The organism is Chachezhania antarctica, assembly GCF_003646465.1.
Taxonomy (GTDB): domain Bacteria; phylum Pseudomonadota; class Alphaproteobacteria; order Rhodobacterales; family Rhodobacteraceae; genus Chachezhania; species Chachezhania antarctica.
Window position 1 is genome coordinate 13,271 of the sequence record NZ_QZEX01000008.1, and the last position, 26,018, is coordinate 39,288.

Genomic DNA, 26,018 nt, shown 5'->3' on the forward strand with positions numbered 1-26,018 from the left:
CGCAACAATGGCCAAGCGCCGCCTGGGGCCGTGGGAAGGATAGCCGTTCAGAATTCGTGGTCCAGCCGCAACGCCATGCCGCTTCTTGGCTCTGCGCAAACCCTCAATCGGGATCTCTGCCGAGGTGTTTGAACGGCAGCTTTAACGATTTCCCTACGATGAGCATGCGCCTGCGGCGAACTTCCGTTTTCCGCGGCCCTTTTCTGCTGTGCTTGGTGCGAGCATGGCACTATGGATAGATCATGCCAACGATCGGTGACCCCATACAGTCCGCGCTAGAGCAAGCACGCGGCGCAGCTGCAGAACTGGCGCGCACGCGGGGGGCTCAGCGCGGGTCTATCGACTCTGCCCTGGGGGACCTGCGTACGGCGATCCGAAAGTTGGAAGAGGTGAAGAAGGGCAGGTAGGGTATGCTCTTTGGTTCGCTGAACCTGCGGAAGCCGAATTCTCCTGCACAAACGGAGAACATCACTGTTTAGAAAACCGTTCTATTGCTGAAAATGCCATGTCTTGCGTGGGAGCCCAGCCCCTCCTAAGGGGCAGGTTGCAGGTTCGAATCCTGCCGGGGTCACCATTTCATCATTGATCGCACCGGACATCAGGCAGCTGGGCCCCTCTTGGGACCGGCCGCATTCAATGCTCCCGGGCCGCAAGGCGCCAGCGATGCAAATGCAGCGCAACGGCAGAGTTTGCGACGCCTATCGCGTGAATTCGCGTGCCACGTGTGTCGAAACTTGGCAGCATCCGGCGACGCATTCGAGGATGGTGACGATGCAGAGACTATGGCGGGTATTGCGCCCTGTGGTGGCCGGTTGGGCGGCCATCACCCTGGTCGGGTGCGGCAGCGCCGACACCAGCCCGCCGGTCCGCCAGGCCGTGTCCAGGGCGGCCGTCCCCGTGCAGGCCTTTGCCGGGGATGTGGCGTTCTACATCGCGCACAGCATCGCCTCGCCCAAGGGCGCGCTGCCTGTCGAACTGTATCTTGGCTTCAAGGCGGAAACCGAAACCCGGATCGGTCTGAACGCGGCCGTCGATCTGCGTCAGATCCAGCGCGACCTGCCGATCCTGTTGTCGGGCCGCAAGGATCCCGATTGCCGGATCGGACTGACCGTCCGGCTGGACCGGACCGAGGCCGAGGATACGTCGGTGCGCGCGAAGGGCTCCGTCACGGCGGATCTGTACCGCTGCAAGGGCCACGGGACGCCTGACGCCGTTCGCGGCATTCACCTTCTGACCCAGACGGTGAAGTTCGACGCGCTGATGGGCGCCGGCCTGAAGGGCCAGTGCGTGGAGTTCGAGCTTCGCCAGCTTCAGATCGACCCGACGGGCTTCCTGGGCTGGCTGAGCACGGCCGTGGGCGCCACGGACCGCATTCGCGAGGCGATACTGGAACACGGCAACAAGGCCCTGCGCGACACGCCGATCTGCCCGAAGATCCCGCCCACGCTTGCCGTGCTGGAACCGGAACTGGCCCATGGCGGCCCGTTCGAGATCGGCGACGGCGGGCTGGGTCTGGATCTGGCGGGATCGGTGTCGACGGGGTCGGCGCAGCTGATCACGATGCTGGATCTGCTGCAGAAGAACGGCCACCTGCCCAAGGCGCCCGCTGATATGCCCGCACCCACGGCCCCCACGGTCGCGTTCCGCTTCGACAACAGCCTGAAGGCGGCAGAGACGCCACTGGAATATCAGGTCGAACTGGGCATGACGTCGGTCGCGCCCACGCGGATCGGACTTGGGGCAACGCTCGACCTCCGCGACATTCAGCAGAACTTGCCGACGCTTTTCGCCGGAACGGTGCTGGTGGACAATTGTGCGGCCCGGGTGGAGTTGAAGGATGTGGACCTTGCCGCCGAGGGCGAGACCGTGATCGCCAGTGCCAAGCTGGAAGCGCGCAGCTACGATTGCGCGCGGACCGGCGCCCAGAACTGGGAACGGGGCGATGAAACCCGGGTGGAGGACATCGACGTCCGCGCCGCCGCGTCGGTCACCATCGAAGACAATTGCGCCATCTTCCAGCTTGTGGATCTTGGGCAGGACAGTTCGGCGCCGGTGGACGAGGACGACAAGAAGGCCGCGCTGATCGCGGCCGCGCGCACGGCGTTCGTGCAGGGGATCGACCTGCTGCTGACGGCGCATCCCCTGTGTCCGGAATTGCCGGTTGAGCTTCAGGCGCTCGATCCGCAATTCACGCAAGGCTCCCCGCACGAGGTGGGGCAGGGCGGTCTGGGCCTTGGCGTCAAGGGATCTGTCGATCTGAGCGCCGAGACCATCATCTCTCTCCTGCAGGTCCTGCAGCAGAAGGGCGTCCTGCCGCCCGCGCCCTAACGCTGGGCGGTCTGCCAGTCGGGCGCAATCCAGGGCTGGGCGTTTTCGGGGGGCAATGGCGCGCGGCCAAGGATGTGATCGGCGGCCTTTTCGCCGGTCATGATCGACGGTGCGTTCAGGTTGCCGTTGGTGATCTGCGGGAAGATCGAACTGTCTGCCAGCCGAAGGCCATGGACACCGATCACACGGCATTCCGGATCGACCACCGACATCGGATCAGATGCCGCGCCCATCCGGGCCGTGCCGCAGGGATGATAGGCGCTTTCCACGTGCTCGCGGATAAACTCGTCGAGTTCGTCGTCGGTCTGGCAATCCTTGCCCGGCTGGATCTCGTGCTTGTAATAGGGCGCAAAGGCGGGCTGTTCGAAGATCTCGCGCGTCAGGCGGATCGAACGGCGGAAGTCTATCCAGTCCTTCTCTTCCGCCATGTAGTTGAAAAGGATCCGGGGCGCGTCCTTGGGATCGGCCGACCGCAGCGTGACCTCCCCGCGCGATGGGGAGCGCATGGGGCCGACATGGGCCTGAAAGCCGTGCCCTTCGGGCGAGGCCTTGCCATCGTAGCGGATCGCTATGGGCAGGAAATGGTACTGGATGTCGGGGTATTCGACGCCGGCCTGACTGCGGATGAAGCCCGCGCTTTCGAACTGGTTCGATGCCCCGGGGCCGGTCCGGTTCAGCAGCCACCGCGCGCCGACATAGGCCTTGCCCAGAAGGTTCCAGTACCTGAACAGCGTCACCGGCTGGCTGGAGGCCGCCTGAATGTAAAGCTCAAGATGGTCCTGAAGGTTCTGGCCCACGCCCGGGCGGTCGGCGATCACGTCGATACCGTGCTGGGCCAGATGCGCGGCCGGGCCTACGCCCGACAGCATCAGCAACTTTGGGGAATTGAGAGAGGACGCGGCAAGGATCACCTCGGCCCGGGCGGTGATCACTTCTGTCCTGCCGCCACGGTCCACTTCGACGCCCGTGGCGCGGCCATCCTTGATGATGACACGCCGGGCAAAGGCCTTGACCAGATTGCAGTTGGGGCGCTTCAGCGCGGGCTTCAGGTAGGCATTCGCCGCCGACCAGCGCTGACCCTTCCAGACGGTCATGTCGAAGGGGCCGAAGCCTTCCTGCTGGTGACCGTTGTAATCGCCCGTCACCGGGTAGCCCGCCTGCCGCCCGGCTTCGACAAAGGCGTGGTTCAGCGGATTGACCCGCGAACCGCGGGTGATGTGCAACGGGCCGTCCGTGCCGCGCCACGAAGGGTCGCCGCCATGGCCACCATCGTGCCAGTTCTCCAGCCGCTTGAAATAGGGCAGCACGTCGGCATAGCCCCAGCCTTTCGCCCCCGTATCCCGCCAGTGATCGTAATCGCAGGCATGGCCGCGCACGTAGATCATCCCGTTGATCGAGGACGATCCGCCGATCACCTTGCCCCGTGGCGTCGCCAGCCGGCGGCCGTCCAGATGGGGTTCGGGTTCCGACTGGTAGCCCCAGTCGTAAAGCGACATGTTCATCGGGTAGGACAGCGCGCCCGGCATCTGGATGAACGGACCGCGGTCCGATCCGCCATGTTCGATCACCAGCACCTGTTTGCCGGCCTCGGCCAGCCGGTAGGCCATGGCGCAGCCGGCGCTGCCCGCGCCCACGATGACGTAATCGGCTTCCATCAGAACGGCGCCTCGACATCGCCCATGCGGACATAGACGGATTTCATCTGGCTGTAGTGCTCGATCGCCGCACGGCTGTTTTCGCGTCCCACGCCTGACATCTTCACCCCGCCGAAGGGGGCTTCGACAGGCGCGTCGTTGTAGGAGTTGATGAAGCAGCTGCCCGCCTCCAGCGCGCCGATCACGCGGTGCGCACGGGACAGATCGCGGGTGAAGACGCCCGCCGACAGGCCGAACTGCGTGTCGTTGGCGCGGGCGATCGCTTCGTCTTCATCGTCGAAATCCAGCACCGACATCACGGGGCCGAAGATTTCCTCGCGCGCGATGGTCATGGTGTCGGTCACGTCGGCGAACACGGTGGGTTCCACGAAGAAACCGGGCCGGTTCAGGCGGTTGCCACCGGCCACCAGAGTCGCGCCTTCGGCCTTGCCCTTTTCGATATAGCCCAGCACGATCTGCATCTGGCGTTCGCTGACCATCGGGCCGATGTTGGTTTCAGGCTCGCGCGGGTCGCCGATCACGGCGCCCTTCAGGCGCTCGGTCAGCCGGTCCAGGAAGGCGTCACGCACGGAACGCTGCACGAAGACCCGCGTGCCGTTCGAACAGACCTGGCCGGTGGAGTAGAAATTGCCGTTGATCGCGCCGCCCACGGCGTTGTCGATATCGGCGTCGTCGAAGACGATCATGGGGGACTTGCCGCCCATTTCCATCGTCACGTGCTTCATGCCGGCCGCGGCGGCGGCGTAGACTTTCTGCCCGGTGGGCACCGATCCCGTCAGCGACACCTTGGCCACACGCGGATCGGCCACCAGAGCCGCGCCGGTTTCGCCCATTCCCTGCACGACGTTGAAGACACCCTTGGGCAGCCCGGCCTCGATCAGGATCTCGGCCACCTTCAGCGCGCAAAGGGGCGTCATCTCGGACGGTTTGAACACCATCGCGTTGCCGCAGGCGAGCGCGGGCGCGGCCTTCCAGCAGGCGATCTGCGTGGGATAGTTCCACGCGCCGATGCCGACGCAGACGCCCAGCGGTTCGCGGATGGTATAGACCCAGTCCTCGCCCAGCGGGATATGTTCGCCCGTCAGCGTCGCGGCCAGCCCGCCGAAATATTCCAGCGCGTCGGCGGCGCTGGTCGCATCCGCCACGGTCGTTTCCTGGATCGGCTTGCCGGTGTCGAGCGTTTCAAGCTGCGACAGGTCCTCGTTCCGTTCCCGGATGATCTGCGCCGCACGGGTCAGGACGCGGCCACGCTCGCGCGGGGACCACTTTGCCCAGTCCTTCTGCGCGGCCTGAGCGGCCGTGATCGCCCGGTCCACGATGGCAGGCGTGCCGGCATGCAGGCGCGCGATTTCCTCGCCGTCGGCGGCGAAGATCACGGGGATCGGGGCGCCTGCGGTATCTTCGACATAGGCGCCGTCGATGAAGTGGCTGGCCTGGGGTTGGGGCTGGTATGTCATGATCATTCTCCGCGCGGAAACCGCTGGTTGTTCTCGACGACGTTCAGGTCCATGTGGTTGCGCATGAAGCGCTCGCTGGCGTTCTTCAGCGGCTGGTAATCCCAGGGATAATACTCGCCGTTGCGCAGCGCCTCGTAGACGATCCACCGCCGCGCCTGGCTGCGGCGGACCTCGTCGTCGAAGCGGTCCAGATCCCAGCGGGCATCGGCCTTTGCACGCAGGTCGGCCAGCGCGTCGGCATGGGCCGGCTCGTCCGTCAGGTTCGTCAGTTCGTGGGGGTCGGCCTCCACGTCGAACAGCTGCTCCGGGTCCAGCGCGCAACGGGTGTACTTGTACGAACCTTGCCGCAGCGCGACGAGCGGGGCATTGCTGGCCTCGGCCGCGTATTCCATGGCCACCGGGCTGGTCCGGCCTTCGCCGCGGGCCAGCGGCATGATGCTTTCGCCCGTCGTCCACGGCGCGACCTCGTCCATCGAGATCCCGGCGATATCGCAGAGCGTCGGGCACACGTCGATGTTCGACACCGGCACCGTTTCGTGGCGCGGGTCGAGCCCGGGGGCCCGGATCATCATCGGCACGCGGGCCGAGCCTTCGAAGAAGGTCATCTTGAACCACAACCCACGCTCGCCCAGCATGTCGCCATGGTCGGACGCGAAGACGATCACCGCCTCCTGACGGGTACGTTCCAGCGTGTCCAGGATCTCTCCGATCTTTTCGTCGAGATAGGAGATATTGGCGAAATAGGCCCGGCGGGAGCGGCGGATATCCTCTTCCGTGATGTCGAAGCTGCGCCAGTCATTCGCGTCGAAAATGCGCTTGGAATGGGGGTCGTGGTCTTCGTAATCCATCGCGGGGACCGGGGGCAGCAGGTGCTCGCAATCCTCGTACAGGTCCCAGTACTTCTTGCGCGCGACGTAGGGGTCGTGCGGATGGGTGAAGCTGACGGTCAGGCACCATGGCCGCGCATCATGGCCGCGCGACAGGTCATAGATCTTGCGGACGGCCTCGTACGCGACCTCGTCATCGTATTCCATCTGGTTGGAAATCTCGGCCACGCCCGCGCCGGTGACCGACCCCATGTTGTGATACCACCAGTCGATCCGTTCGCCCGGTTTGCGGTAGTCGGGGGTCCAGCCGAAATCGGCCGGGTAGATGTCGGTGGTCAGGCGTTCTTCGAACCCGTGGAGTTGATCGGGGCCGACGAAATGCATCTTGCCCGACAGCGCGGTGTGATAGCCCGCCCGGCGCAGGTGATGGGCATAGGTCGGCAGGTCCGACGGGAATTCGGCGGCGTTGTCATAGACGCCGGTCATCGACGGCAGTTGCCCGGACATGAACGAGGCCCGCCCCGGCGCGCAGAGGGGGGAGGCGGTGTAGCAATTTTCGAACCGCACGGATTGCGCGGCGAGACGCTTGAGGTTCGGGGCATGGAGCCAGTCTGCCGGCCCGTCGGGGAACAGCGTGCCGTTCAGCTGGTCGACCATCAGGATCAGGATGTTGGGTTTGGTCATTTGGCGTCTCCGATGGTGCCGATTTCGTGGTCCAGCATGACAAGGACCTGTTCTGCCGCTGCCCGCCCATCCAGCGCGTCGGGCGTGATGGCGCTGCGCAGGTACAGCCCGTCGATCAGGCCGCCGATCCGTTCCGCCACGCCGGGGGCGCGGTCGCCGATCAGCGGGCGCAGATCGTGGGTGAGGTTCGATTGCAGCCGCCGGTGGTAGACCGACAGCAGCCGCCGCGCCGGGGCGGACGATTGCGCAAGAACGTAAAAATTCAGCCAAGCGGCGATGACATCGCGGCGAAAGTTGGTGGTGCCGAAGCTGGCGCGGATCAGTGCCTCGACCCGTTGGCGCGGGGTGGTGGCCGTGATCAGCGCGCCGCGCACCTCGGCGCTGTAGATCGTAAGGATATGGCGCATCGCGGCGAGGAACAGCCGGTCCTTGTCGCCGAAGTAGTGGAAGGCAAGCGCGGACGAGACTCCGGCCCGCTTGGCGATCCGGCTGACGGTGACGTTCAGGGACCCGGCTTCGCCGATTTCGTGCACCGTGGCCTCGACCAGTTCGGCGCGGCGTTGGAGTTCACTGGCCATTTCAAGTCCTTCCGCTGCGGCGGGTCTCTTGCCCCGCCTTCCAATCAAAAGCCCGACGGCAGGGGCGCCGGGTTGCCGAGTCGCGTTGCCGCTTTAGCGTGTTCTGCCAGCCATTGACTGACCAGTCAATCAACTCTGCAGCCAGCGCTGGTTCCCCCCATTGGCCCCGTCTGGCGCTGTCAAGTTTCCCGAGACAGGCAAATAGTCCCCTCCAACTCAACTCACGCGGAGGCGGAAATGTACGACAATGATATCGGCGGGATCGTCGAGGCCGACCGGGCCCATGTCTGGCACCACCTGATCCAGCATCGCGCCTTCGACACCAAGGATCCAAGGATCATCGTGGAAGGCCGCGGCATGCGGGTTTGGGACCAGAACGGGGCCGAGTTCCTGGATGCCGTGTCGGGCGGGGTCTGGACGGTGAACGTGGGCTATGGCCGCGAAAGCATCGGCGATGCGATCCGCGATCAGGTCGTGAAGATGAACTACTTCGCCGGCAGCGCCGGTTCGATCCCCGGCGCGCGCTTTGCCGAGATGCTGACCGACAAGATGCCGGGGCTTTCTCGCGTCTACTACACCAACTCCGGGTCCGAGGCGAACGAGAAGGCGTTCAAGATGGTCCGCCAGATCGCGGCCAAGAAGTACGGCGGCAAGAAGCACAAGATCCTCTTCCGCGAGCGTGATTACCACGGCACCACCATCGGCACCCTGTCGGCCTGCGGACAGGAACAGCGGGCCGCGCAATACGGCCCCTTCGCGCCGGGCTTCGTCGAGGTCCCGCATTGCCTTGAATACCGCGCCCAGTGGGACGTGGAAAACTACGGCCAGCGTGCCGCCGATGCCATCGAGGAGGTCATCCTGCGCGAAGGTCCCGACACCATCGGCGCGCTGTGTCTTGAACCCGTCACGGCAGGCGGCGGCGTGATCGTGCCCCCCGAAGGCTATTGGGAGCGGGTGCAGGAGATCTGCAAGAAATACGACATCCTGCTTCATATCGACGAGGTCGTCTGCGGCGTCGGTCGGACGGGCGAATGGTTCGGCTACCAGAACTACGGCGTGAAGCCCGACATGGTGACGATGGCCAAGGGCGTGGCTTCGGGCTATTCGGCGATCGCGTGCCTTGTGACCACGGAAGACGTGTTCGAGATGTTCCGCACCGATGCCACCGATCCGCTGGACCATTTCCGCGATATCTCGACCTTCGGCGGCTGCACGGCTGGTCCGGCAGCGGCGATCGAGAACATGCGGATCATCGAGGACGAGGGCCTGCTGGCCAACACCAAGACCATGGGGGCGCGTCTGCTGGCAGGGCTGGAAGCCCTGACGGAAAAGCACGCCTGGGCGGGTAACGCTCGTGGCCTTGGCCTCTTCGCCGGGCTGGAGCTGGTGGCCGACAAGGCAACGAAGGACCCGCTGGACGAGGCCATCGTGGCGCAGGTCGTCGGGGCCTGCGACAAGCAGGGCGTCCTGATCGGCATGACCAACCGGTCGATCCCGGGCTTCAACAACACGCTGTGCCTGTCGCCCGCGCTGATCGCGACGGCAGAGGATATCGACCGGATCGTGAGCACCATCGACACCGCGCTGGCCGAGGTCGCCGCACGCGTCTGAGATGAGCCTATCCTGAAGGATCGCCCAAAACTTGGGCGATCCTTTCGTGCGGCACCCCAAGAACCTTGGGTAACCACACACGCCGCAGCGCAGCACATTGCAGTCCGGCGCGTTTTTCAGCACGATCTGCCCATGCTGGACAATGCGCTGTTTCACCCCCGGTCCCCCGGGACGCCTCTGCAATCCTGGATCCGCCAATCGCTGGTCAACGCGATTCTGGACGGCAAGTTGCAGCAGGGCCAGCGCATGCCCGCCACACGCCATCTGGCCAAAAGCCTGAGCGTCGGTCGCAACACGGTGACGGCGGCGTACGAGGAACTCGTCTCGCAAGGCTACCTGGAAAGTCGCGAGCGTATGGGCTTCTTCGTCGGCGCGGTGGAGCCCACGCCTGTTGCCACGGTCGAGACTGTGCCCCAGACGGGCGGCGTCTCCTGGCGGAAACATCTGAAATTCATGCCGTCCGAGATGCGGCATATCGAGAAACCGTGGGACTGGCAGGATTTCCGCTATCCCTTCGTCTACGGGCAGGTGGACCGGAACCTGTTCCCCGTCGACCAGTGGCGCGCCTGTTCGCGCGATGCGCTGGGACGGTCGGCGATTGACTACTGGGCCTCCGACCGCGCGCTGGACGATGATCCGCTGCTTGTCGAACAGCTTTGCCGTCACGTGCTGCCGCAGCGGGGTATCTTCGCGCGGCGGGACGAGGTGATGGTCACGCTGGGTTCGCAGCACGGGATCTACCTGCTGGCCAAGCTGCTGTTGAACCCCGGGGACGGGGTGGGAGTCGAGGATCCGGGCTATCCGGATGCCCGCAACATCTTCCGTGCGCATGGTGCCGATCTGCGCCGCTTGCCGGTCGACGATGACGGGCTGGTGCTGGATGGTGACACGGACGCTCTGCTGAAGGGCGCGGGGTTGGTGTTTGTCACGCCCGCGCATCATTGCCCGACCATGGTCACCATGTCCGACACCCGCCGCCGCGCGCTTCTGGACATGGCAGAGCGCGAGGATTTCCTGATCCTTGAGGACGATTACGAAGGCGAGGTCCGGTCGGCCAAGACGCCACCCGCGCTGAAAAGCATCGATCAGAACGGGCGCGTGATCTACATCGGCACCATGTCCAAGGTTTTGGCGCCGGGCGTGCGCATCGGCTACGTCGTGGCGCCCGCGCCGCTGATTGCCGAGGCCCGCGCGATGCGGCGGCTGATGCACCGGTCGGCGCCGTTGAACAACCAGCGGACCGCGGCGATCCTGCTGGCGAACGGACACTATGCCGGTATGGTCCGCGCGGTGCGCGAGGCGCTGTCGGAACGCTGGCGCGAGGCGGTTGCCGCGGTGCGGCGCGAGCTTCCCGAGTTCCGCCTGAGCCCCAGCATCGGCGGGTCGAGCCTGTGGCTGGAATGCCCGCCCTGGCTGAAGGCCGAGGACCTGATCGAAGCCGCCGCCGCCCGTGGTGTGCTGGTGGAACGGGGCGACCCTTTTGTCAGGGCCGACCAGTCGGGGCGCTATTTCCGGCTGGGTCTGAGTGCAATTGACGCGAAGCTGATCGCGAACGGCGTGGCCGAGATCGCTGCGGCTGCACGGTCGTTGCGCACGCATTAGGGCCGGGGTTCGGTGCGTGCGGAGCACGCACCCTACGGTATCACCCAGCGCCAAGGAACGACGGCAGGTTCGCGCCCGACCCGAGGGTGGGCGGCAACGCTTGGACTGCCTTGCGGTGTACGAACGATTTCCGACCCTCTCGAATGCGTCATCCATTCGCGCCCGCCCTGGGGGGCGGGTCGGGCGCGAACCGGATCGCTTCGCGATCCGGGGCTGCAATTCCCGGGTCTGGAAAACGGGTTGGCTTGCCGATTCTTGTGGCTGGCATGTTCCCGCGGGCATCAAAGGTTTTGAGCGGGATATTTTTCCGCCTTTTCAATCATCTGTCTGGAGCCGTCCATTACCCCCGGCTGGTCCTATTGCCGGGGGCAGATTGCGCCAGAGTAGTCTCATGAACACCTCACCGACTTCCCTGCGTCTCGAAGACGTCTCCACCGCCGAGGACTGGCTTGCCGTCCTGGCCGATCACAACTTTGTCGACGGCGCGCTGGTGCCGGTGCCCGGCACGCTCGACGTGATGGAACCGGCGACGATGCAGGTCCTCGCGACCGCTGCCGCATCGGGGCAGCCCGAGGTCGCCGCGGCCGTCGCCGCCGCCAAGGCAGCACAGCCCGGCTGGGCCGATATCGCCGCCCGCAAGCGCGGCAAGATGATCGCCGAGGCCGGCCGTGCCATCACCGCCGAAGCCGAGGCCATCGCGAAACTGCTGGCGCGAGAAACCGGGAAAGCCATCGCCACCGAATGTCGGGGCGAACTGGCCGTGTCGGCCGACCTGCTGGAATTCTACGGCGGGCTGGGGTCGGAGCTGAAGGGCGAGACCGTCCCCTTCGATCCGTCCGTCTTCGCCACCACCACCCGCGAACCGCTGGGCGTGATCGGGGCCATCGTGCCGTGGAACGTGCCGCTGGTCCTGACCATGCTGAAGATCGCCCCGGCGCTGGTGGCCGGCAACACGGTCGTCATCAAGGCATCGGAAGAAGCGCCCTTTGCCACGCTCGCCTGTGCCGCGATCCTTGATCGGTACCTTCCGAATGGTGTCGTCAATGTCGTTGTGGGCGACGGGCCCAATTGCGGCGCGGCGCTGACGGCGCATCCCGATATCGCCAAGATCACCTTCACCGGGTCCGAGGCCGCGGGCCGCATCGTCTACCAGGAAGGCGCCAAGCGGATCGTGCCGGTGTCGCTGGAACTGGGCGGCAAATCCCCCATGATCGTCTGCGAGGACGCGAACCTTGAAAAGGTCGTGACCGGGGCGATTTCCGGCATGCGGTTCACGCGGCAGGGGCAAAGCTGCACCGCCGCCTCGCGGATCTACGTGCACGAAACGCTCTATGACACGTTCCTTGAGGCGCTTCAGGCGCAGCTGGACACGATGACCATCGGCGATCCGCTGGATGAGGCCACCCAGATCGGCACCATCATCAACGCGAAGCAAAAAGCGACCATCGACCGCTACATCGCGGTGGCCGACGCCACGCCGGGCGCCCGCGTCGTGCAATGCGGGACGCTGCCCACGGGCGGCGGGCTTGCGCCGGATCTGTTCATGCAGCCGACGCTGATTCTGGATCTGCCGGAAGACAGCCCCGTCGCGCGGGAAGAGATCTTCGGCCCTGTCTGCGTGATCCAGAAGTGGAGCGACTATGAGGCGGTCATAGCTGCTGCAAACGATTCCGATTACGGGCTGGCGGCAACTGTCTGGACCGACAGCCTGACCCGCGCGCTGGACGCCACGAAGCGGCTGAATGCAGGCTACGTGCAGGTGAACCAGAACCTGACCATCCAGCCGAACCTGTCCTATGGCGGCTTCGGCAATTCGGGGCTGGGCAAGGAGGCCTCGCTGGAGGCGATGCTGGAGCATTTCACCCGCAAGAAAACCATCGTGATGGCAATGTGAGAGGCGGATGACGGCAGGGACCCGACATGGAAACATTCCTCCCCTGGCCGGAAACAGGGCTGATCTGCCTGTCCGTGCTGATGGCAGCCCTGCTGCGCGGGCTGACGGGGTTCGGGTTTGCCTTGGCAGCGGTGCCCGCCATGTCGTTCTTCCTGCCGCCGCAACAGGCGGTGACGATGGCCGTGCTGCTGCAATGCATGGCCGGGCTGAAGGACAGCGTGACCTTGCGCGGCACGTGGCACGGGCCGGTTCTGAAACGGCTGGTGCTGGGGGCCGCGGTGGGCACGCCCTTCGGGGTCGCGCTTCTGCTGTTGCTGGATCCAACGATGCTGCGGATCGGGATCGCGGTGATGATCCTGATCGGGCTGGCGCTGCTGGTCTGGCAGCCGAAGACGGGGCTGAAGCCGCCGTCGATGCCACTGGCGCTGGTCACCGGGGCAACCGCGGGCTTCGTTGGCGGCTTCGCGGCCATGCCCGGACCCCCCGCCGTGGCCTATTTCCTGACGACAGACATCCCCGCCCGACAGGTGCGCGCGTCGCTGATCATCTTCTTCTTCACCACCTCGGCCCTTGCCCTGCCGGGCCTTGTCTGGGGCGGGCTCGTGACAGTGCAGACCGTGGCCATGGCCCTGGTCTCCCTTCCCCTGATGCTGGTCGGCACCTGGGTGGGCGGGCTCCTTTTCAAACGCACCAGCGAAACCGGATTCCGGCGGCTGGCGATGCTGGTCCTTCTTGCCACCGCGATTGCCTCGGGCGCGCGGGGGATGGCGGGCATCGTCGGCTGACCCCAAAAAAACGACACCAACAAGACCAACAGACCCCAACAGGAGTAACCATTATGAAGCACTGGAAATCATTCCTTGCCGCGACCTGCCTCGCGGCCCTTGGCGCCGGGTCGGCGCTGGCGCAAAGCTCGGTCGTGATCGGCACGCCGGGCGTTCCGCGGCATTTCAACGGCGCGATCCAGTCGGGTATCTACACCTTCCTGCCGTCGGCCAACATCTTCGCCTCGCCGCTCCGCTATTCCGACAGCTGGGAGCCCGAGCCCTACCTGGCCGAAAGCTGGGAAGTGTCGGATGACGGACTGACCGTCACGCTGAAGCTGAAGGATGGCGTCACGTTCCACGATGGCGAACCGCTGACCTCGGCCGATGTCGCGTTCTCGATCGAGACGATCAAGGAAAACCACCCGTTCAAGACGATGCTGGAGCCGGTCGAAAGCGTCGACACCCCCGACGACCTGACCGCCGTGATCAACCTGGCGCATCCGCATCCTGCGCTGCTGCTGGCGATGTCGCCCACGCTGATGCCGATCATACCGGAGCATATCTACGGCCCGGACAACGGCCCCATCCGCGAGAACCCGGCCAACCTGGCGCCTGTCGGGTCCGGCCCGTTCAAGATGGAGGAATACAAGCAGGGCGAATTCTACAAGCTGGTGAAGAACGAAGACTTCTTCCTGGAAGACAAGCCCAAGCTGGACGAGATCTACGTCCAGATCTTCCCCGACGTGAAATCGATCCTGCTGGCGCTGGAACGCGGCGATATCGACATGGTGACGTTCCTAAGTTCGCCCCGTGACCTGAGCCGGCTGGAAGAGAACGACGATCTGGTCGTCGAAAGCGATCTGGGTCAGGCCATCGGGCCGATCAACTGGATCGCCTACAACACCAAGAAGGAACCGCTGAACAAGGTCGAGGTCCGGCAGGCGATCAACTACGCCATCGACCGCGATTTCATCCTGAACGTCCTGCTGCAGGGCAAGGCACCGCTGGCCTCCGGGCCAATCGATCCGGGCTCCCCGCTCGCCAATCCGGATGTCGAAGGCTATGACCTCGACCTCGAAAAGGCCGCGGCGATGCTGGACGAGGCGGGCTACCCCGTCGGCGACGACGGCATGCGCTTCACGCTGACCGGCGACACGACGATTGCGGACGAAGAGATGGGCCGCAACGTGCTGCAGTACATGAAGGCCCAGCTGAAGAAGATCGGCGTCGGCCTTGAACTGCGCCTGGCGCCCGATTTCCCGACATGGGCCAAGCGGATCTCGAACTACGATTTCGACATCACCATCGACAAGGTCTTCAACTGGGGCGATCCGGTCATCGGTGTGAACCGGACCTACGTGTCGTCGAACATCCGTCCGGGCGTGATCTGGTCGAACACCCAGCAGTACGAAAACCCAAAGGTCGACCAACTGCTTGCGGATGCGGCAACGGAAACCGATCCGGCCAAGCGGAAGGCGCTCTATGACGAGTTCCAGACGATCGTTGTCGACGACAGCCCGATCTACTTCCTGAACGTCATTCCCTACAGCACCGTCTACCAGAAGGGCCTGACCGGCGTGCCGGACGGGATCTGGGGCGCCGTGGCGCCGATGGACGACATGGCCTGGGAAGAGTGATCGCACTCGGGCTCTGACAGAGAGGACTTCCACCGATGGACACTTTCCAAAGGCTGTCATCGACATTCAAACGATTGCTCGAAGCCTTCCTTCTGGTGATGGCGGTGGTGGTCCTCAACTTCCTGCTGATCCAGCTTGCCCCCGGTGACCCTGTCGAGGTCATCGTGGGCGAGATGGGCGGCGCAAGCGAAGAGCTGATGGCCCAGCTACGCGCGCAATACGGGCTGGACCGGCCCGTGATCGAACAGCTGGGGATCTATGTCGGCAAGGTGCTGACGGGCGATCTGGGCTATTCCTACTATTTCAACACCCCGGTGCTGGACCTGCTGCTGCAGCGCGTCCCCGCGACCGTGCTCTTGGTGATGACCGCGCTGTTCCTGTCGGTGCTGGTGGGCACCATTGCGGGCGCGGTGTCGGCCAAGAAGCCGGACGGGATCGGCAGCCATATCGTCACCATCATCTCGCTGGTGGGCTATTCGGCGCCTGTGTTCTGGATCGGGATGATGCTGATCATCCTCTTCGCCTCGATGTGGCCGATCTTTCCGGTGGCGGGCATGTATTCGATCCGCCGGCCCGACGGCTTTGCCTACTACGTCGACATCCTGCACCACCTGGCCCTGCCCGCGATCACGCTGGCCACGATCTATGTCGCTTTCTACAGCCGCCTTGCCCGCACCTCGATGATCGAGGTTCTGGGGCAGGATTACATCCGCACGGCGCGCGCCAAGGGGCTTTCGGAACGCAAGGTGGTCTGGAAGCACGGGCTGAAGAACGGGCTGATCCCCATCGTCACCATGGTGGGCCTGCAATTCGGTCAGCTGTTCGCCGGCGCCGTGCTGGTGGAAACCGTCTTCAACTGGCCGGGTCTTGGCCGGCTGGCCTACGAATCCATCCTGCGGCGGGACTATCCCACTTTGCTGGGCATCCTCCTGTTCTCGGCCGTGCTTGTGATGATCGCCAATGCCCTGACCGACCTCGCCTACCGCTGGATCGATCCCCGCATAAGGAAGACCTGAGGCATGAATACCCAAGCCATCGCATCGCCGGACGCCCGGGCCGACACCGCGCCCCTTCCGGCCTCGAAGCCAGACCACCCGCTGCGGGAAACGCTGAAGATCTTCCTGAAGAACAAGTCTGCCGCGGGCGGGCTGATCCTGCTGACGATCATCCTGCTTGGCACCACCATCGGGCCTGCGCTTTACGGCGTGGATGCGTACGAGATGGTCTGGATGCCGCTGTCCCCGCCCGGAGACGGCACGCCGCTGGGCACCGATTACATCGGGCGGGATATCCTTGCGGGTATCCTGATCGGCGGACGCGTGACGCTGATCGTGGGCGCCGCCTCTGCCGTGATGACCATCGTGATCGGCATTCTTGTCGGCGCGTTCTCGGGCTTCTTCGGTGGGCGGGTCGATGCCGCGCTGATGAAGTTCACCGAATTCTTCCAAGTCCTGCCGTCGCTGCTGCTGGCCATGGTGCTGGTCACGATCTTCTCGCCCTCGATCGGCACGATCATCTTCGCCATCGGCATCGTCGGCTGGGCGCAGGTCGCGCGCCTGACCCGGGCGGAGTTCCTGCGGATTGGCAACCTTGAATACGTCAAGGCCGCCCGCGCCGCCGGGGCCCGTGACGGATACCTGATGTTCCGGGTGATCCTGCCGGGCTCGCTGCCGCCGATCATCGTGTCGTCGGCGCTGGTCACCGGCGCGTCGATCCTGTTCGAAGCGGGGCTGGGCTATCTTGGCCTGGGCGATCCCAACACGCTGTCGTGGGGGATGATCATCGGGCAGAACCAGAACTACCTGCTGGACGCATGGTGGACCGTCACGTGCCCCGGCATCGCGATTTTCCTGACCGTGCTGGCCATCAGCCTGATCGGCGACGGCATCAACGACGCACTGAACCCACGGGCAAGGAAACGCGCATGACCGACACCGCCCCCTTCCTTGAAATCATCGACCTGTCGGTCGAGATGAAGACGGAAACCGGCACGATCCGGGTGCTGGACAACGTCTCGCTTCAGATCCGCCGCGGCACGACGCTGGGCATCGTGGGCGAATCCGGCTGCGGCAAGTCGATGACGGCGCTGGCCATGATGCGCCTTCTGCCGCCGGGGTTCGAGATCACCAGCGGCCAGATCATCCTTGACGGCGAAGACATCACCCGAGCCTCCGACGCCCGGATGCGGGCGCTGCGCGGCAACGACATCTCGATGATCTTTCAGGAGCCGATGACGTCGCTCAACCCCGTGTTCACCGTGGGCGACCAGATCGCCGAAGCGGTGCGCCAGCATCAGGGTCTGGACAAGGCCAAGGCCGAACAACGCGCGATCGAGATGCTGAAATCGGTCCAGATCCCGGGGGCGGAGGCACGGCTGCATTCGTACCCGCACGAGTTTTCCGGCGGCATGCGCCAACGGGTGATGATCGCCATGGCGCTGGCCTGCCAGCCCCGGCTGATCATCGCGGACGAACCGACAACGGCGCTGGACGTGACCGTGCAGGCCCAGATCTTCGCCCTGATGCGCGAGCTGCAGGAGGAGACGGGGACCGCCATCATGCTCATCACCCACGATCTGGGCGCGGTGGCGGAACTGGCCGACGACGTGGCCGTGTTCTACTCCGGCTGGCGGATCGAAAGCGGGCCTGCCGCGTCGATCCTGCGCAACGCCTCGCATCCCTATACCAGCGGGTTGATGTCCTGCACCCCGCGCCTGCGGCTGGGAAAGGCCGCGGCGGGCGGGGCCGCCGACCTGCGCGAGATCGCGGGCATGGTGCCCCAGCTGGGCCAGATGCCGCAGGGCTGCCGCTTTGCGCCCCGCTGCGCGCTGGCGGACGATCACTGCCGGTCCGCCGTGCCGCCCGATGTCGGTGTGGCGCCGGCCCATTCGGCCAAGTGCTGGAAGACGGAAGCGGAGGTCCTGGCATGAGCGCGGACGACATCCTGAGAGTGAACGGCCTGAAGGTCCATTTCGACGTCGGCCGCAAACCCGGCGGCGCGCGGCGCGTGGTGCACGCGGTCGACGGGGTGGATTTCCACGTCACGAAGGGCACCTGTTTCGGGATCGTGGGTGAAAGCGGATCGGGCAAGTCGACCATCGCGCAGGCGATCATGCGGCTGGCGCCGATCACCGACGGGTCGGTCTTTCTGGGCAACCAGCAGATTTCGGGCCTGCAGGGCGACAGCCTGCGCGCCGCGCGGCAGAGGTTCCAGATGGTGTTCCAGGATCCGTTCTCGTCCCTGAACCCCCGCAAGAAGGCCCGCGCCGCGATCCGCGAACCGCTGGACCTGCTGGAGATCGGCACGCCATCGGAGCGTGACGCGGTAGCTGAAGAGATGCTGACCGCCGTGGGCCTGCATCGAGACGCGGGCCGGCTGTTCCCGCACCAGTTTTCCGGCGGGCAGCGGCAGCGCCTGTGCATCGCTCGCGCGCTGGCCTCGCGCCCCGATCTGATCGTGTGTGATGAACCTGTGTCGGCGCTCGACGTGGCGATCCAGGCGCAGATCCTGAACCTTCTGCGGCAACTGCAGGCGGATATGGGGCTGTCCTATGTCTTCATCTCCCACGACCTCGCCGTGGTGCAGTATATCTGCGACGATGTGGGCGTGATGTACTTGGGCGAATTCGTCGAACAGGCGCCGGTGGGCAAGCTGTTCCAGGACGCCAAGCATCCCTACACGTGGTCGCTGATGGCTGCGGCCCTGTCGCCCGAAGCCGAACGCGGCGCGCTGGCCAAGCGCCCGCTGCTGGGCGGGGAACCCCCCAGCCCGACCGATCCGCCATCTGGCTGCCGTTTCGCGGCGCGCTGCCCCTTCGCGACCGACAAGTGCGTGGCGGAAAAGCCCGCCCTGCGCGATTTCGGCAGCGGTCACCGCGTCGCCTGCCATTTCGCCGGAGAGCTTGAGCCGCCGATCCCCGAGCTTCGCGCCGCCTGATCTGCCGTGACGGCAGGGCGTTGCGGACTCGCTTTCGCGCGCGGTGGGGCTAGGTTCAACGTGACCAACGCATTGAGGCGCCCCATGATCGTCGTTCACTACCTTGAAAACTCCCGCGCGCACCGGATCCTGTGGCTGCTGGAGGAACTGGGCCTCGATTACGAGGTGAAGCTCTACCGCCGCGACAAGAACTTCCGCGCGCCGCCCGAGCTGAAGAAGGCCCATCCGCTGGGCAAGTCGCCGGTGATCGAAGATGGCGACCTGAGGCTGGCGGAAAGCGGGGCCATCGTTGAATACCTGATCGCGAAGGCCGGCGCATCGGAGTTGCTGCGCACCTACGGCGATCCGACCTATCCGGCGTACCTGTATTTCCTGCACGGCGCCGAAGGATCGGACATGCCGGTGATGGTGAATCGGCTGGTCTTCAGCTCGATCAAGCCCCGGTCGCCCGCGCTTCTGCGCCCGATCGCGGGCAAGATCGCCGACCAACTGGACCAGATGATGGTGGCGCCTATGCTGCCGCCGATGTTCGACGAATGGAATGACGCGCTGTCCGGGACGGGCTGGTTCGCGGGAGAGTTCTCGGCCGCCGACATCATGATGAGCTACCCTGTCAAAGCCGCCTCTGCCCGGGCGAAGGCGGCCGAAGGTCGCCCTGCGGTGCAGGCGTTCGTCGAGCGGATCGAAGCCCGCCCGGCCTACCAGCGCGCTTTGGAGCGTGGGGCCTTCACGCAACTGGCGCCCAAGACGTAAGAGCCAGACGTCCCACGCTAACAACTTGAGGCCCCGGTTCGCGCCGGACCCACCTCGTCGTGCCGGAGGCACGGCTTCGGCGTGACCCGGGCGCGAATTGATGACCCAATCGAGAGGCCGGTCTTGGGCTAAACCGGATCCAGTTGCCCGAGCCGCTCCAGCTGCGCCGGATCGAATGTCGCCTTCAGACCGATGCAGACAATACCGGGGGCGTGGCTATCGCCAGCGTCCTCGACCGTCCAGCGCGAGCCCACCACTTGGATCAGGCTCATCCCCCCGCCGGGCTTCGGCACGTAGCCCTTGGCGCGGACCAGCCCTAGATCGCCCTCCGCCAGTCCCCGCGCCAGCACAATGGCATCGACCGGCTCGGCAGGATGCAGCACGCGGGACTGGAACAGCGCGTCGGCATGGCCCGTGACCTTGTGACCCTGACGGGGCAGGGGGATCGCGCCCAGAAGGACCTGCGGGGAGACCTTGCCGTGCTCCGCCTCCACGATCCGCGTGCCCGGAACGTGGTCGCGCAGCCATGTGCGGGTCGCGGCCAGATCCTCGGGCGCGACCAGATCGGCCTTGTTCAGGACCACGATGTCGGCGTCGTCCAACTGCCGCTGGATCGTGTCGGTCAGGTAGGAATTGGCCGCCGTCTCGCGGATACCGGCCGCATCGGCCATCACCACCACGCCATCGCCCCGGAGCCCGTCGAGAAACAGCAGCGACGCCATGATCGAACCCGGTATCGCCACGCCCGAGCTTTCCAGCAGGATGTGATCCAGACCCGGCGCCATTTCGGTGATCTTCATCAGCGCCGACACCATGTCATCGCCATATTCGCAGCAGACGCATCCGCCCGAGATCGAGATCAGCGCCTCGTCTTCGGCCTCGATCAGGTCGCGGTCGATGGGCAGCGCACCGAATTCGTTCACCATCACCGCCAGCCGCAGGCCCGAGCTTCGCAGCAGGTGGTTGACCAGCGTCGTCTTGCCCGCGCCCAGGTAGCCGCCGATGACGGTGACGGGAAGCGCCGGGCCGGTCATCAGATCGTTTCCGCCGCGAATAGGCGCCCGCCCTGCACGGTGCCCCAGATGGGGATGTCCTTCAGGGCTTCTGGGGCGACGTCGGTGGGATCGTCCCCCAGCACGCAGAAATCGGCGCGCTTGCCGGCTTCGATGGAGCCGACGAGGTGGTCCATGCCCATCGTGAACGCGGCGCCCAGCGTGATGGCCGAAAGTGCCTCGTCCACCGTGATACGTTCACCTGTCCCCTGCACACGGTTCGACGCGGTGCGGCGGGTGACAGCGGCCCATGCGGTGAAGAGCGGCCCCAGCGGTGTGACCGGCGCGTCCGAATGGATTGCCATCGGCACCCCGGTATCCAGCGCCGTGCGGCAGGCGTTCATGCGTTCCGCGCGCTCGGGGCCGACGGTGTACTTGTAGTGCTCGTCCCCCCAGAAATAATGGTGGTTGGCAAAAAGGTTCACGCACATCCCAAGGGCCTTGATCTTCCGGAACTGCGCCGGGGTCGCCATCTGGCAATGCTGCAGCGTGAAGCGGTGATCGAAGGAAGGGTGCTTCTTCAACGCCGCCTCCGTCAGCTCGATCGCCAGTTGCGAAGCTTCGTCGCCATTCGTGTGGGTGTGGACGAGGATGCCCGCCTGCAACGCGCGTTCATAGACCTCCCCCAGCTTTTCGGGCGTGACGTACCACATCCCGTTGGGCGCGCCGTTCTGGTAGTAGGGCCAGTTCAGACGGCCCGTGAACCCCTGGATCGAACCGTCGGCATGGGCCTTAATGGCGCCGAAGCGGCAGCGGTCGGTGCTTTGGGGGATGATCTTTTCGAGGAAGGCGAACAGGTCGTCCGTGGTTCGGCCGTTGATGTGCATGTAGGGCACGATGCAGACGGGGTAATCGGGCGCCCCGGTATCGCGAAGCAACGCCGCGACCTGGTCGTCGTCCAGCATCCGGGCGAGATCGGCGCAGGTTGTCACGCCGGCCCGCACGCAAAGCCGGGCGAAGGCGTCCATGGCGCCGGGCGTCTGCTGGCGGGACATCCGGTCATAGCCGAGCTTCACCGAGGCGGGGACCATCAGCTCCAGCCCGCGCAGTTCGCCCATGGGCAAACCATCATCGGCCAGCGGGATGCCTTCGGCATTCATCCCGGGCTTGAGCATGTTCAGCATCTCGAACGCGCGGGAGTTCAGGGAATACATGTGCCCAGAGGCGTGGACGATCAGGATCGGCCGGTCGGTGGAAATCCGGTCCAGGTCCTGCCGCGTGACGCGGGTGTTTTCCATGTAGATCGGATCGAGCCCCCAGCCCACCAGCACGTCCGTTCCGGGATTGGCGGCGTTCGACGCCGACATCCGGTCAACCAGCGCATCGATGGTCTGCACGCCGTCCCATGTCTTGCCGTCGGGATCGCGGCGGTCGAACCAGCCGACATAGGTGTCGTCCCATGTCAGCCCTTCGAAGCTGTGCGCGTGGCCTTCGACAAGGCCCGGCATCAGCACCTTGTCGGCGAAGGTGGTGTCGAGCGTGTAATCGTCCCAGCGTTCCAGTTCCTCCAGCGTGCCCGCGCCCAGGATCTTGCCGTCGCGCACGGCGACATGGGTGGCCACGGGACGGGTTGCGCTCATGGTCAGGATTTTGCGGGCTTCGAAGATCGTGGTCATGTGTCTAGTCACCTGAAACCATAGTCCTTGTCATGAAAGTCGCATTCCCCGGAGCGCGAACCTGCCGTCGGTCCCGGGTTCGACCGGTGAACAAGCCCTGAAACCCGGCGTAGGGTGCGGGGTTCCCACGCACCGAAACCCGCCATCCGCACCTCAGATCTCTGCCGCGGCGAAAACACGCCCGCCCTGAACGGTGCCCCAGACCTGCACGTCCTTCAGTGCGTCCGGAGCGACCGCGTAGGGATCCTCCTCCAACACCGCGAAATCGGCACGTTTCCCGGCCTCGATGGACCCGATCTGGTGGTCCATCTTCAATGTGTAGGCGGCCCCCAGGGTGATGGCGCGGAGCGCTTCGTCAACGCTGATCTTCTCGCCCTCGCCCAAGGTCCGGCCCGACGCGGTGATGCGATTCACGGCGGCCCAGGCGGTGAACAAGGGCCCCAGGGGCGTCACCGGCGCGTCCGAATGGATCGCCATCGCCACGCCGCTGTCCAGCGCCGTCCGGCAGGCGTTCATCCGCTCGGCACGCTCCGGCCCGACCGTCAGGGCGTAGTGCTCGTCCCCCCAGTAGAAATGATGGTTCGAGAACAGGTTCGCGCACATCCCTAGCCGCGCCATCTTGCGGAACTGGGCCGGCGTTGCCAGCTGGCAATGCTGCAGCGTGAAGCGGTGATCGCGCGACGGGACCTTCTTCAGCGCCGCTTCCAGCGTTTCGACGGCGAGCTGCGTGGCCTCGTTCCCGTTGGTGTGGGTGTGGACCAGCACGCCTGCGTCCAGCGCGCGCTCAAAGATCTCGGCCATCTGCTCGGGTGCGACATACCACAGGCCGTTGGGCGCGCCGTTCTGATAGCCGGGCCACAGAAGCCGCGCGGTGAAGCCCTGGATGGACCCGTCGGCCACGACCTTGATCCGGCCCAGATCGCAACGCTCGGTCGACCGTTTCTTGATCCCGGCGGTGAAATTCACCAGATCCTCGGGCGACATCCCCAGCATGATGCGGAAGGGCACAAGGCAGATCGGGAAATCCGCTTCCCCGGTGATGGCCAGCGCCTGCGTGACCGACTCGTCCGTCAACGAACGCGCAAGATCCGTCGCGGTGGTTACGCCGGCCCGCACGCAGAGCCGGCCGTAGGAGCGCAGGCCCTCGGTCGAACCTTCGATGGCCTTGCCGCGGTCAAAGCCCACCTTGGCACCGGCAGGGCCCATCACCTCGGGGCTGCGCAGCTCACCGATGGGCATGCCGTCCGACCCAAGCGGGATACCGGGATGGTTCACGCCGGGCTTCAGCAGGCCCGCGATCTTCAGCCCCTTGGTGTTCATGTTCATGATGTGGCCCGACGCATGCATGATCACGATTGGCCGGTCGGCGCAGGCGCGGTCAAGGTCGGCCCGCGTGACGCGGACATTGTCCATGTAGATGGGGTCGAGCCCCCAGCCGATGACCAGCGGTTCGTCCGGGTTGGCCTCGGCGAAGGTCGTCAGGCGGGCGACGACGGCATCGACGTCCTTCAGCCCGGCCCAGACGGTGCCATCGGGATCGGCGCGGTCGAACCAGCCCAGGTAGGACCCGTCCCAGACCGATCCGGCCGACGAATGCGCATGGCCTTCGACGAAACCGGGCATCAGAACCTTGTCGGCGAAGGTGGTGTCGAGCGTGTAATCGCCCCAGCGCTCCAGCTCCTCCAGTGTGCCCGCGCCCAGGATCCTGCCATCGCGGACAGCCACATGGGTGGCCTCGGGGCGCGCGGGGCTCATGGTGATGGTCTTGCGGGTTTCGTAGATGGTTATGGTCACGGCTGGATCCCTTGAGGTCATGTCTCTGACTGGCACGGGGCGCGCCATGATGCCAGTCAACCGAAGCGGTGCGTGAAGAGACAGGACCAAGCCCGGGTATTTCAGGGAACCAAGCCCATTCTGGTCATGGCTTGAACGGCAGAGACGCGATAACCGCGACCAGCGACGACGACCGCGCCGGAAAGCGCGGAGCTTCTGGCCGCTGCTTCGGAGCGGAGCCAGCCGCGCCGAAGATCCGTGACAGGGGGCCGTTCCGGCGGCAGAGCACGCCCGACATCACCTTGTCGTCCCGCCCGCGGGGCGTTTCGGGCAGCGCAAGCTCCTTACGGGATGTGTCGTGGATCCGGCCGGGACGACGCAGCAATGGCCGCAATGGCCGCGAGGTGTCGCAGAATTGTCGTCAATTGATAGCACATTGCCGGGGCTTCCGGTCCGACGCTGTCGCGCCGGTTCCAACGATTCCGGTTGGCACCACCATTTCTTTTTGCCGAAATGCCGTCAAAAGAATCGCTCGTGCATATACCCCGACGCGTGTAGCTTGCGACCCTTCCGATCGACTTCAGGAGACAGGACCGGCATGGTTAAGGCTGAAACTGACAAAACCGATGCCGAGGCACTTGCGTATCGTCTGCGCCAGCAAAAGCTCGTGTCGGATTTCGGGCTCTTCGCACTTCGCTCACATGTTCTGAACGATGTGTTTCGGGAGGCGACACGCGTTGCCGCGTCTGGCCTCGATGCCAAGTTCTCAAAGCTTCTGCGCTACATTCCTGAAGATCATTCTCTTCTCGTGGTGGCCGGGGTGGGCTGGGATGGCGATGTCGTGGGCAAAGCGACACTTGGCGCGGATACGGAAAGCCCGGCCGGCTACGCCTTCCAGAGCGGTCAATCCGTGGTGTCCAACCATCTTAGCGAGGAGGGGCGGTTCAGGACCCCAACGCTTCTCAGCGATCATGACGTGACACGAGCGATCAACGTGCCGATACGCAACGGGGACATCGCATTGGGCGTGCTCGAAGTCGATAGCCCCGATACCGCCCGGTTCACACAAGAAGATACAGCGTTTCTTCAGAGCCTCGCCAATATCATCAGCGTTGCCTATGAACGCTGGCAGGCTCGCCGGGACAGGGATCTGCTGGATCAGGAGCAGAAGCATCGGATCAAGAACCTGTTCGCCGTTGCCGGCGCGCTGCTGCGTCTTTCAGAGCGGGAAGCGGCGCGTGACGGAGGCTCCCCCTTCGAGATTGCGCGCCAACGCTTGTCAGCCCTGTCGCGCGCCTGCGATATCAGCATGGGAGATGTCAGCGAGGTAGAGGGTTTGACCGATGCCGCGCAGCTGACGCGAGAGATCCTCGCTCCCTATATGGGAGAGATCCGCGTCCGCAGCGACGAGGTTGAACTGTCAGCGGACGATGTTCCTCCGCTTGCCCTCATGCTGCACGAATTTGCCACGAACGCCGTGAAGTACGGAAGTTTGTCGCGCGAAGATGGCAGCATCGATATTGAATGGACGCAGGCATCGGGCCTGACACATCTCATCTGGACCGAGCATGGGGTGACAATGAAGTCCGATGCCACGCAAAGATCAGGCTTTGGCAGCACGCTTATCGACACGGTATCGGCACAGCTTCGCGCTGACGTGACCCGGGAATGGCGCGATGACGGGCTACGCATCGCCGTCTGCTTCCCGGTCGATCGGATCTTGAAGAACGGTGGCACCGGTCGAACCTCGCCATCGGACTAATCGCTTGTCCGTGACGGCCTTCGTATCCCCTGTGCAGATCTTCGCGGGGACGTTCGCTGTGTGAACGCCCCGCCATATGTCAGCGG

At 65.0% G+C, this 26,018-nt stretch carries 20 protein-coding genes and 1 CRISPR repeat array (1 of these 21 cut by a window edge); of the genes, 12 read left to right on the top strand and 8 right to left on the bottom strand.

Annotated features, from left to right (window positions below):
• A CRISPR array of direct repeats spans nt 1-72; the repeat unit is 36 nt; unit sequence AGGATAGCCGTTCAGAATTCGTGGTCCAGCCGCAAC (it extends 1,873 nt beyond the left edge of the window).
• Nucleotides 73-771: 699 nt separating this feature from the next.
• Nucleotides 772-2,328, top strand: coding sequence for a hypothetical protein (locus D4754_RS15985; protein WP_163025942.1), 1,557 nt, complete (start codon nt 772-774; stop codon nt 2,326-2,328).
• On the opposite strand, the gene betA is transcribed toward D4754_RS15985, so the two are convergent.
• Genes betA through betI form a run of 4 tightly spaced genes read right to left on the bottom strand, consistent with a single transcriptional unit; the run spans nt 2,325 to nt 7,529 of the window.
• The gene (gene betA, locus D4754_RS15990) at nt 2,325-3,983 is read right to left on the bottom strand and encodes a choline dehydrogenase (protein ID WP_121065436.1); all 1,659 of its coding nucleotides are present in this window, start codon (nt 3,981-3,983) and stop codon (nt 2,325-2,327) included. The genes D4754_RS15985 and betA overlap by 4 nt on opposite strands.
• Nucleotides 3,983-5,440 (bottom strand): betaine-aldehyde dehydrogenase, encoded by a 1,458-nt coding sequence (betB, locus tag D4754_RS15995; protein ID WP_121065439.1) that lies wholly within the window; start codon nt 5,438-5,440, stop codon nt 3,983-3,985. The genes betA and betB overlap by 1 nt, the downstream gene beginning before the upstream one ends.
• Nucleotides 5,441-5,442: 2 nt before the next feature.
• Complete coding sequence (gene betC / locus D4754_RS16000) at nt 5,443-6,951, bottom strand: choline-sulfatase (protein ID WP_121065442.1); 1,509 nt, start codon at nt 6,949-6,951, stop codon at nt 5,443-5,445.
• The gene (gene betI, locus D4754_RS16005) at nt 6,948-7,529 is read right to left on the bottom strand and encodes a choline-binding transcriptional repressor BetI (protein ID WP_121065445.1); all 582 of its coding nucleotides are present in this window, start codon (nt 7,527-7,529) and stop codon (nt 6,948-6,950) included. The genes betC and betI overlap by 4 nt, the downstream gene beginning before the upstream one ends.
• Nucleotides 7,530-7,766: 237 nt before the next feature.
• Here betI and D4754_RS16010 point away from each other — a divergent pair, with 237 nt between their 5' ends.
• From D4754_RS16010 to D4754_RS16055, 10 genes are all read left to right on the top strand, one after another.
• Entirely contained in the window at nt 7,767-9,140 is a 1,374-nt protein-coding gene (locus tag D4754_RS16010; protein WP_121065448.1) for an aminotransferase family protein, read from the top strand.
• Between the two features lie 132 nt (nt 9,141-9,272).
• On the top strand, nt 9,273-10,742 hold the full coding sequence (gene pdxR, locus D4754_RS16015; RefSeq protein ID WP_121065451.1) for a MocR-like pyridoxine biosynthesis transcription factor PdxR: 1,470 nt from the start codon (nt 9,273-9,275) through the stop codon (nt 10,740-10,742).
• 391 nt (nt 10,743-11,133) lie between these two features.
• The gene (locus tag D4754_RS16020) at nt 11,134-12,636 is read left to right on the top strand and encodes an aldehyde dehydrogenase family protein (protein WP_121065455.1); all 1,503 of its coding nucleotides are present in this window, start codon (nt 11,134-11,136) and stop codon (nt 12,634-12,636) included.
• Between the two features lie 26 nt (nt 12,637-12,662).
• Nucleotides 12,663-13,421, top strand: coding sequence for a sulfite exporter TauE/SafE family protein (locus tag D4754_RS16025; RefSeq protein WP_121065458.1), 759 nt, complete (start codon nt 12,663-12,665; stop codon nt 13,419-13,421).
• Nucleotides 13,422-13,474: 53 nt separating this feature from the next.
• Entirely contained in the window at nt 13,475-15,040 is a 1,566-nt protein-coding gene (locus D4754_RS16030; RefSeq protein WP_121065461.1) for an ABC transporter substrate-binding protein, read from the top strand.
• A 35-nt stretch (nt 15,041-15,075) separates the two neighbouring features.
• Complete coding sequence (locus tag D4754_RS16035; protein ID WP_121065464.1) at nt 15,076-16,056, top strand: ABC transporter permease; 981 nt, start codon at nt 15,076-15,078, stop codon at nt 16,054-16,056.
• 3 nt (nt 16,057-16,059) lie between these two features.
• Complete coding sequence (locus D4754_RS16040; protein WP_121065467.1) at nt 16,060-16,968, top strand: ABC transporter permease; 909 nt, start codon at nt 16,060-16,062, stop codon at nt 16,966-16,968.
• On the top strand, nt 16,965-17,969 hold the full coding sequence (locus D4754_RS16045) for an ABC transporter ATP-binding protein (RefSeq protein ID WP_121065470.1): 1,005 nt from the start codon (nt 16,965-16,967) through the stop codon (nt 17,967-17,969). Before D4754_RS16040 ends, D4754_RS16045 begins: the two co-directional genes overlap by 4 nt.
• On the top strand, nt 17,966-18,976 hold the full coding sequence (locus D4754_RS16050) for an ABC transporter ATP-binding protein (protein ID WP_121065473.1): 1,011 nt from the start codon (nt 17,966-17,968) through the stop codon (nt 18,974-18,976). Before D4754_RS16045 ends, D4754_RS16050 begins: the two co-directional genes overlap by 4 nt.
• 84 nt (nt 18,977-19,060) lie before the next feature.
• Nucleotides 19,061-19,729 carry a glutathione S-transferase family protein gene (locus D4754_RS16055; RefSeq protein WP_121065476.1) on the top strand — a complete coding sequence of 223 codons (669 nt, stop codon included), beginning with the start codon at nt 19,061-19,063 and terminating at the stop codon, nt 19,727-19,729.
• A 128-nt stretch (nt 19,730-19,857) separates the two neighbouring features.
• Here D4754_RS16055 and D4754_RS16060 read toward each other — a convergent pair whose 3' ends face one another.
• From D4754_RS16060 to D4754_RS24055, 4 genes are all read right to left on the bottom strand, one after another.
• The gene (locus tag D4754_RS16060) at nt 19,858-20,763 is read right to left on the bottom strand and encodes a CobW family GTP-binding protein (RefSeq protein WP_121065479.1); all 906 of its coding nucleotides are present in this window, start codon (nt 20,761-20,763) and stop codon (nt 19,858-19,860) included.
• Complete coding sequence (locus tag D4754_RS16065; RefSeq protein WP_121065482.1) at nt 20,763-22,397, bottom strand: amidohydrolase; 1,635 nt, start codon at nt 22,395-22,397, stop codon at nt 20,763-20,765. The genes D4754_RS16060 and D4754_RS16065 overlap by 1 nt, the downstream gene beginning before the upstream one ends.
• Nucleotides 22,398-22,550: 153 nt before the next feature.
• A complete protein-coding gene (locus tag D4754_RS16070; protein WP_240453913.1) occupies nt 22,551-24,191 on the bottom strand; it encodes an amidohydrolase in 1,641 nt (546 codons plus the stop codon).
• A 124-nt stretch (nt 24,192-24,315) separates the two neighbouring features.
• The gene (locus D4754_RS24055) at nt 24,316-24,555 is read right to left on the bottom strand and encodes a hypothetical protein (RefSeq protein ID WP_163025943.1); all 240 of its coding nucleotides are present in this window, start codon (nt 24,553-24,555) and stop codon (nt 24,316-24,318) included.
• 213 nt (nt 24,556-24,768) lie between these two features.
• Here D4754_RS24055 and D4754_RS16075 point away from each other — a divergent pair, with 213 nt between their 5' ends.
• A complete protein-coding gene (locus D4754_RS16075; protein ID WP_121065488.1) occupies nt 24,769-25,932 on the top strand; it encodes a sensor histidine kinase in 1,164 nt (387 codons plus the stop codon).
• Nucleotides 25,933-26,018: the final 86 nt, after the last annotated feature.

Coding starts and splice junctions, on each gene's coding strand:
- D4754_RS15985 (WP_163025942.1), top strand. CDS start 772: ATGCAGAGACTATGGCGGGTATTGCGCCCTGTGGTGGCCGGTTGGGCG.
- betA (WP_121065436.1), bottom strand. CDS start 3,983: ATGGAAGCCGATTACGTCATCGTGGGCGCGGGCAGCGCCGGCTGCGCC.
- betB (WP_121065439.1), bottom strand. CDS start 5,440: ATGACATACCAGCCCCAACCCCAGGCCAGCCACTTCATCGACGGCGCC.
- betC (WP_121065442.1), bottom strand. CDS start 6,951: ATGACCAAACCCAACATCCTGATCCTGATGGTCGACCAGCTGAACGGC.
- betI (WP_121065445.1), bottom strand. CDS start 7,529: ATGGCCAGTGAACTCCAACGCCGCGCCGAACTGGTCGAGGCCACGGTG.
- D4754_RS16010 (WP_121065448.1), top strand. CDS start 7,767: ATGTACGACAATGATATCGGCGGGATCGTCGAGGCCGACCGGGCCCAT.
- pdxR (WP_121065451.1), top strand. CDS start 9,273: ATGCTGGACAATGCGCTGTTTCACCCCCGGTCCCCCGGGACGCCTCTG.
- D4754_RS16020 (WP_121065455.1), top strand. CDS start 11,134: ATGAACACCTCACCGACTTCCCTGCGTCTCGAAGACGTCTCCACCGCC.
- D4754_RS16025 (WP_121065458.1), top strand. CDS start 12,663: ATGGAAACATTCCTCCCCTGGCCGGAAACAGGGCTGATCTGCCTGTCC.
- D4754_RS16030 (WP_121065461.1), top strand. CDS start 13,475: ATGAAGCACTGGAAATCATTCCTTGCCGCGACCTGCCTCGCGGCCCTT.
- D4754_RS16035 (WP_121065464.1), top strand. CDS start 15,076: ATGGACACTTTCCAAAGGCTGTCATCGACATTCAAACGATTGCTCGAA.
- D4754_RS16040 (WP_121065467.1), top strand. CDS start 16,060: ATGAATACCCAAGCCATCGCATCGCCGGACGCCCGGGCCGACACCGCG.
- D4754_RS16045 (WP_121065470.1), top strand. CDS start 16,965: ATGACCGACACCGCCCCCTTCCTTGAAATCATCGACCTGTCGGTCGAG.
- D4754_RS16050 (WP_121065473.1), top strand. CDS start 17,966: ATGAGCGCGGACGACATCCTGAGAGTGAACGGCCTGAAGGTCCATTTC.
- D4754_RS16055 (WP_121065476.1), top strand. CDS start 19,061: ATGATCGTCGTTCACTACCTTGAAAACTCCCGCGCGCACCGGATCCTG.
- D4754_RS16060 (WP_121065479.1), bottom strand. CDS start 20,763: ATGACCGGCCCGGCGCTTCCCGTCACCGTCATCGGCGGCTACCTGGGC.
- D4754_RS16065 (WP_121065482.1), bottom strand. CDS start 22,397: ATGACCACGATCTTCGAAGCCCGCAAAATCCTGACCATGAGCGCAACC.
- D4754_RS16075 (WP_121065488.1), top strand. CDS start 24,769: ATGGTTAAGGCTGAAACTGACAAAACCGATGCCGAGGCACTTGCGTAT.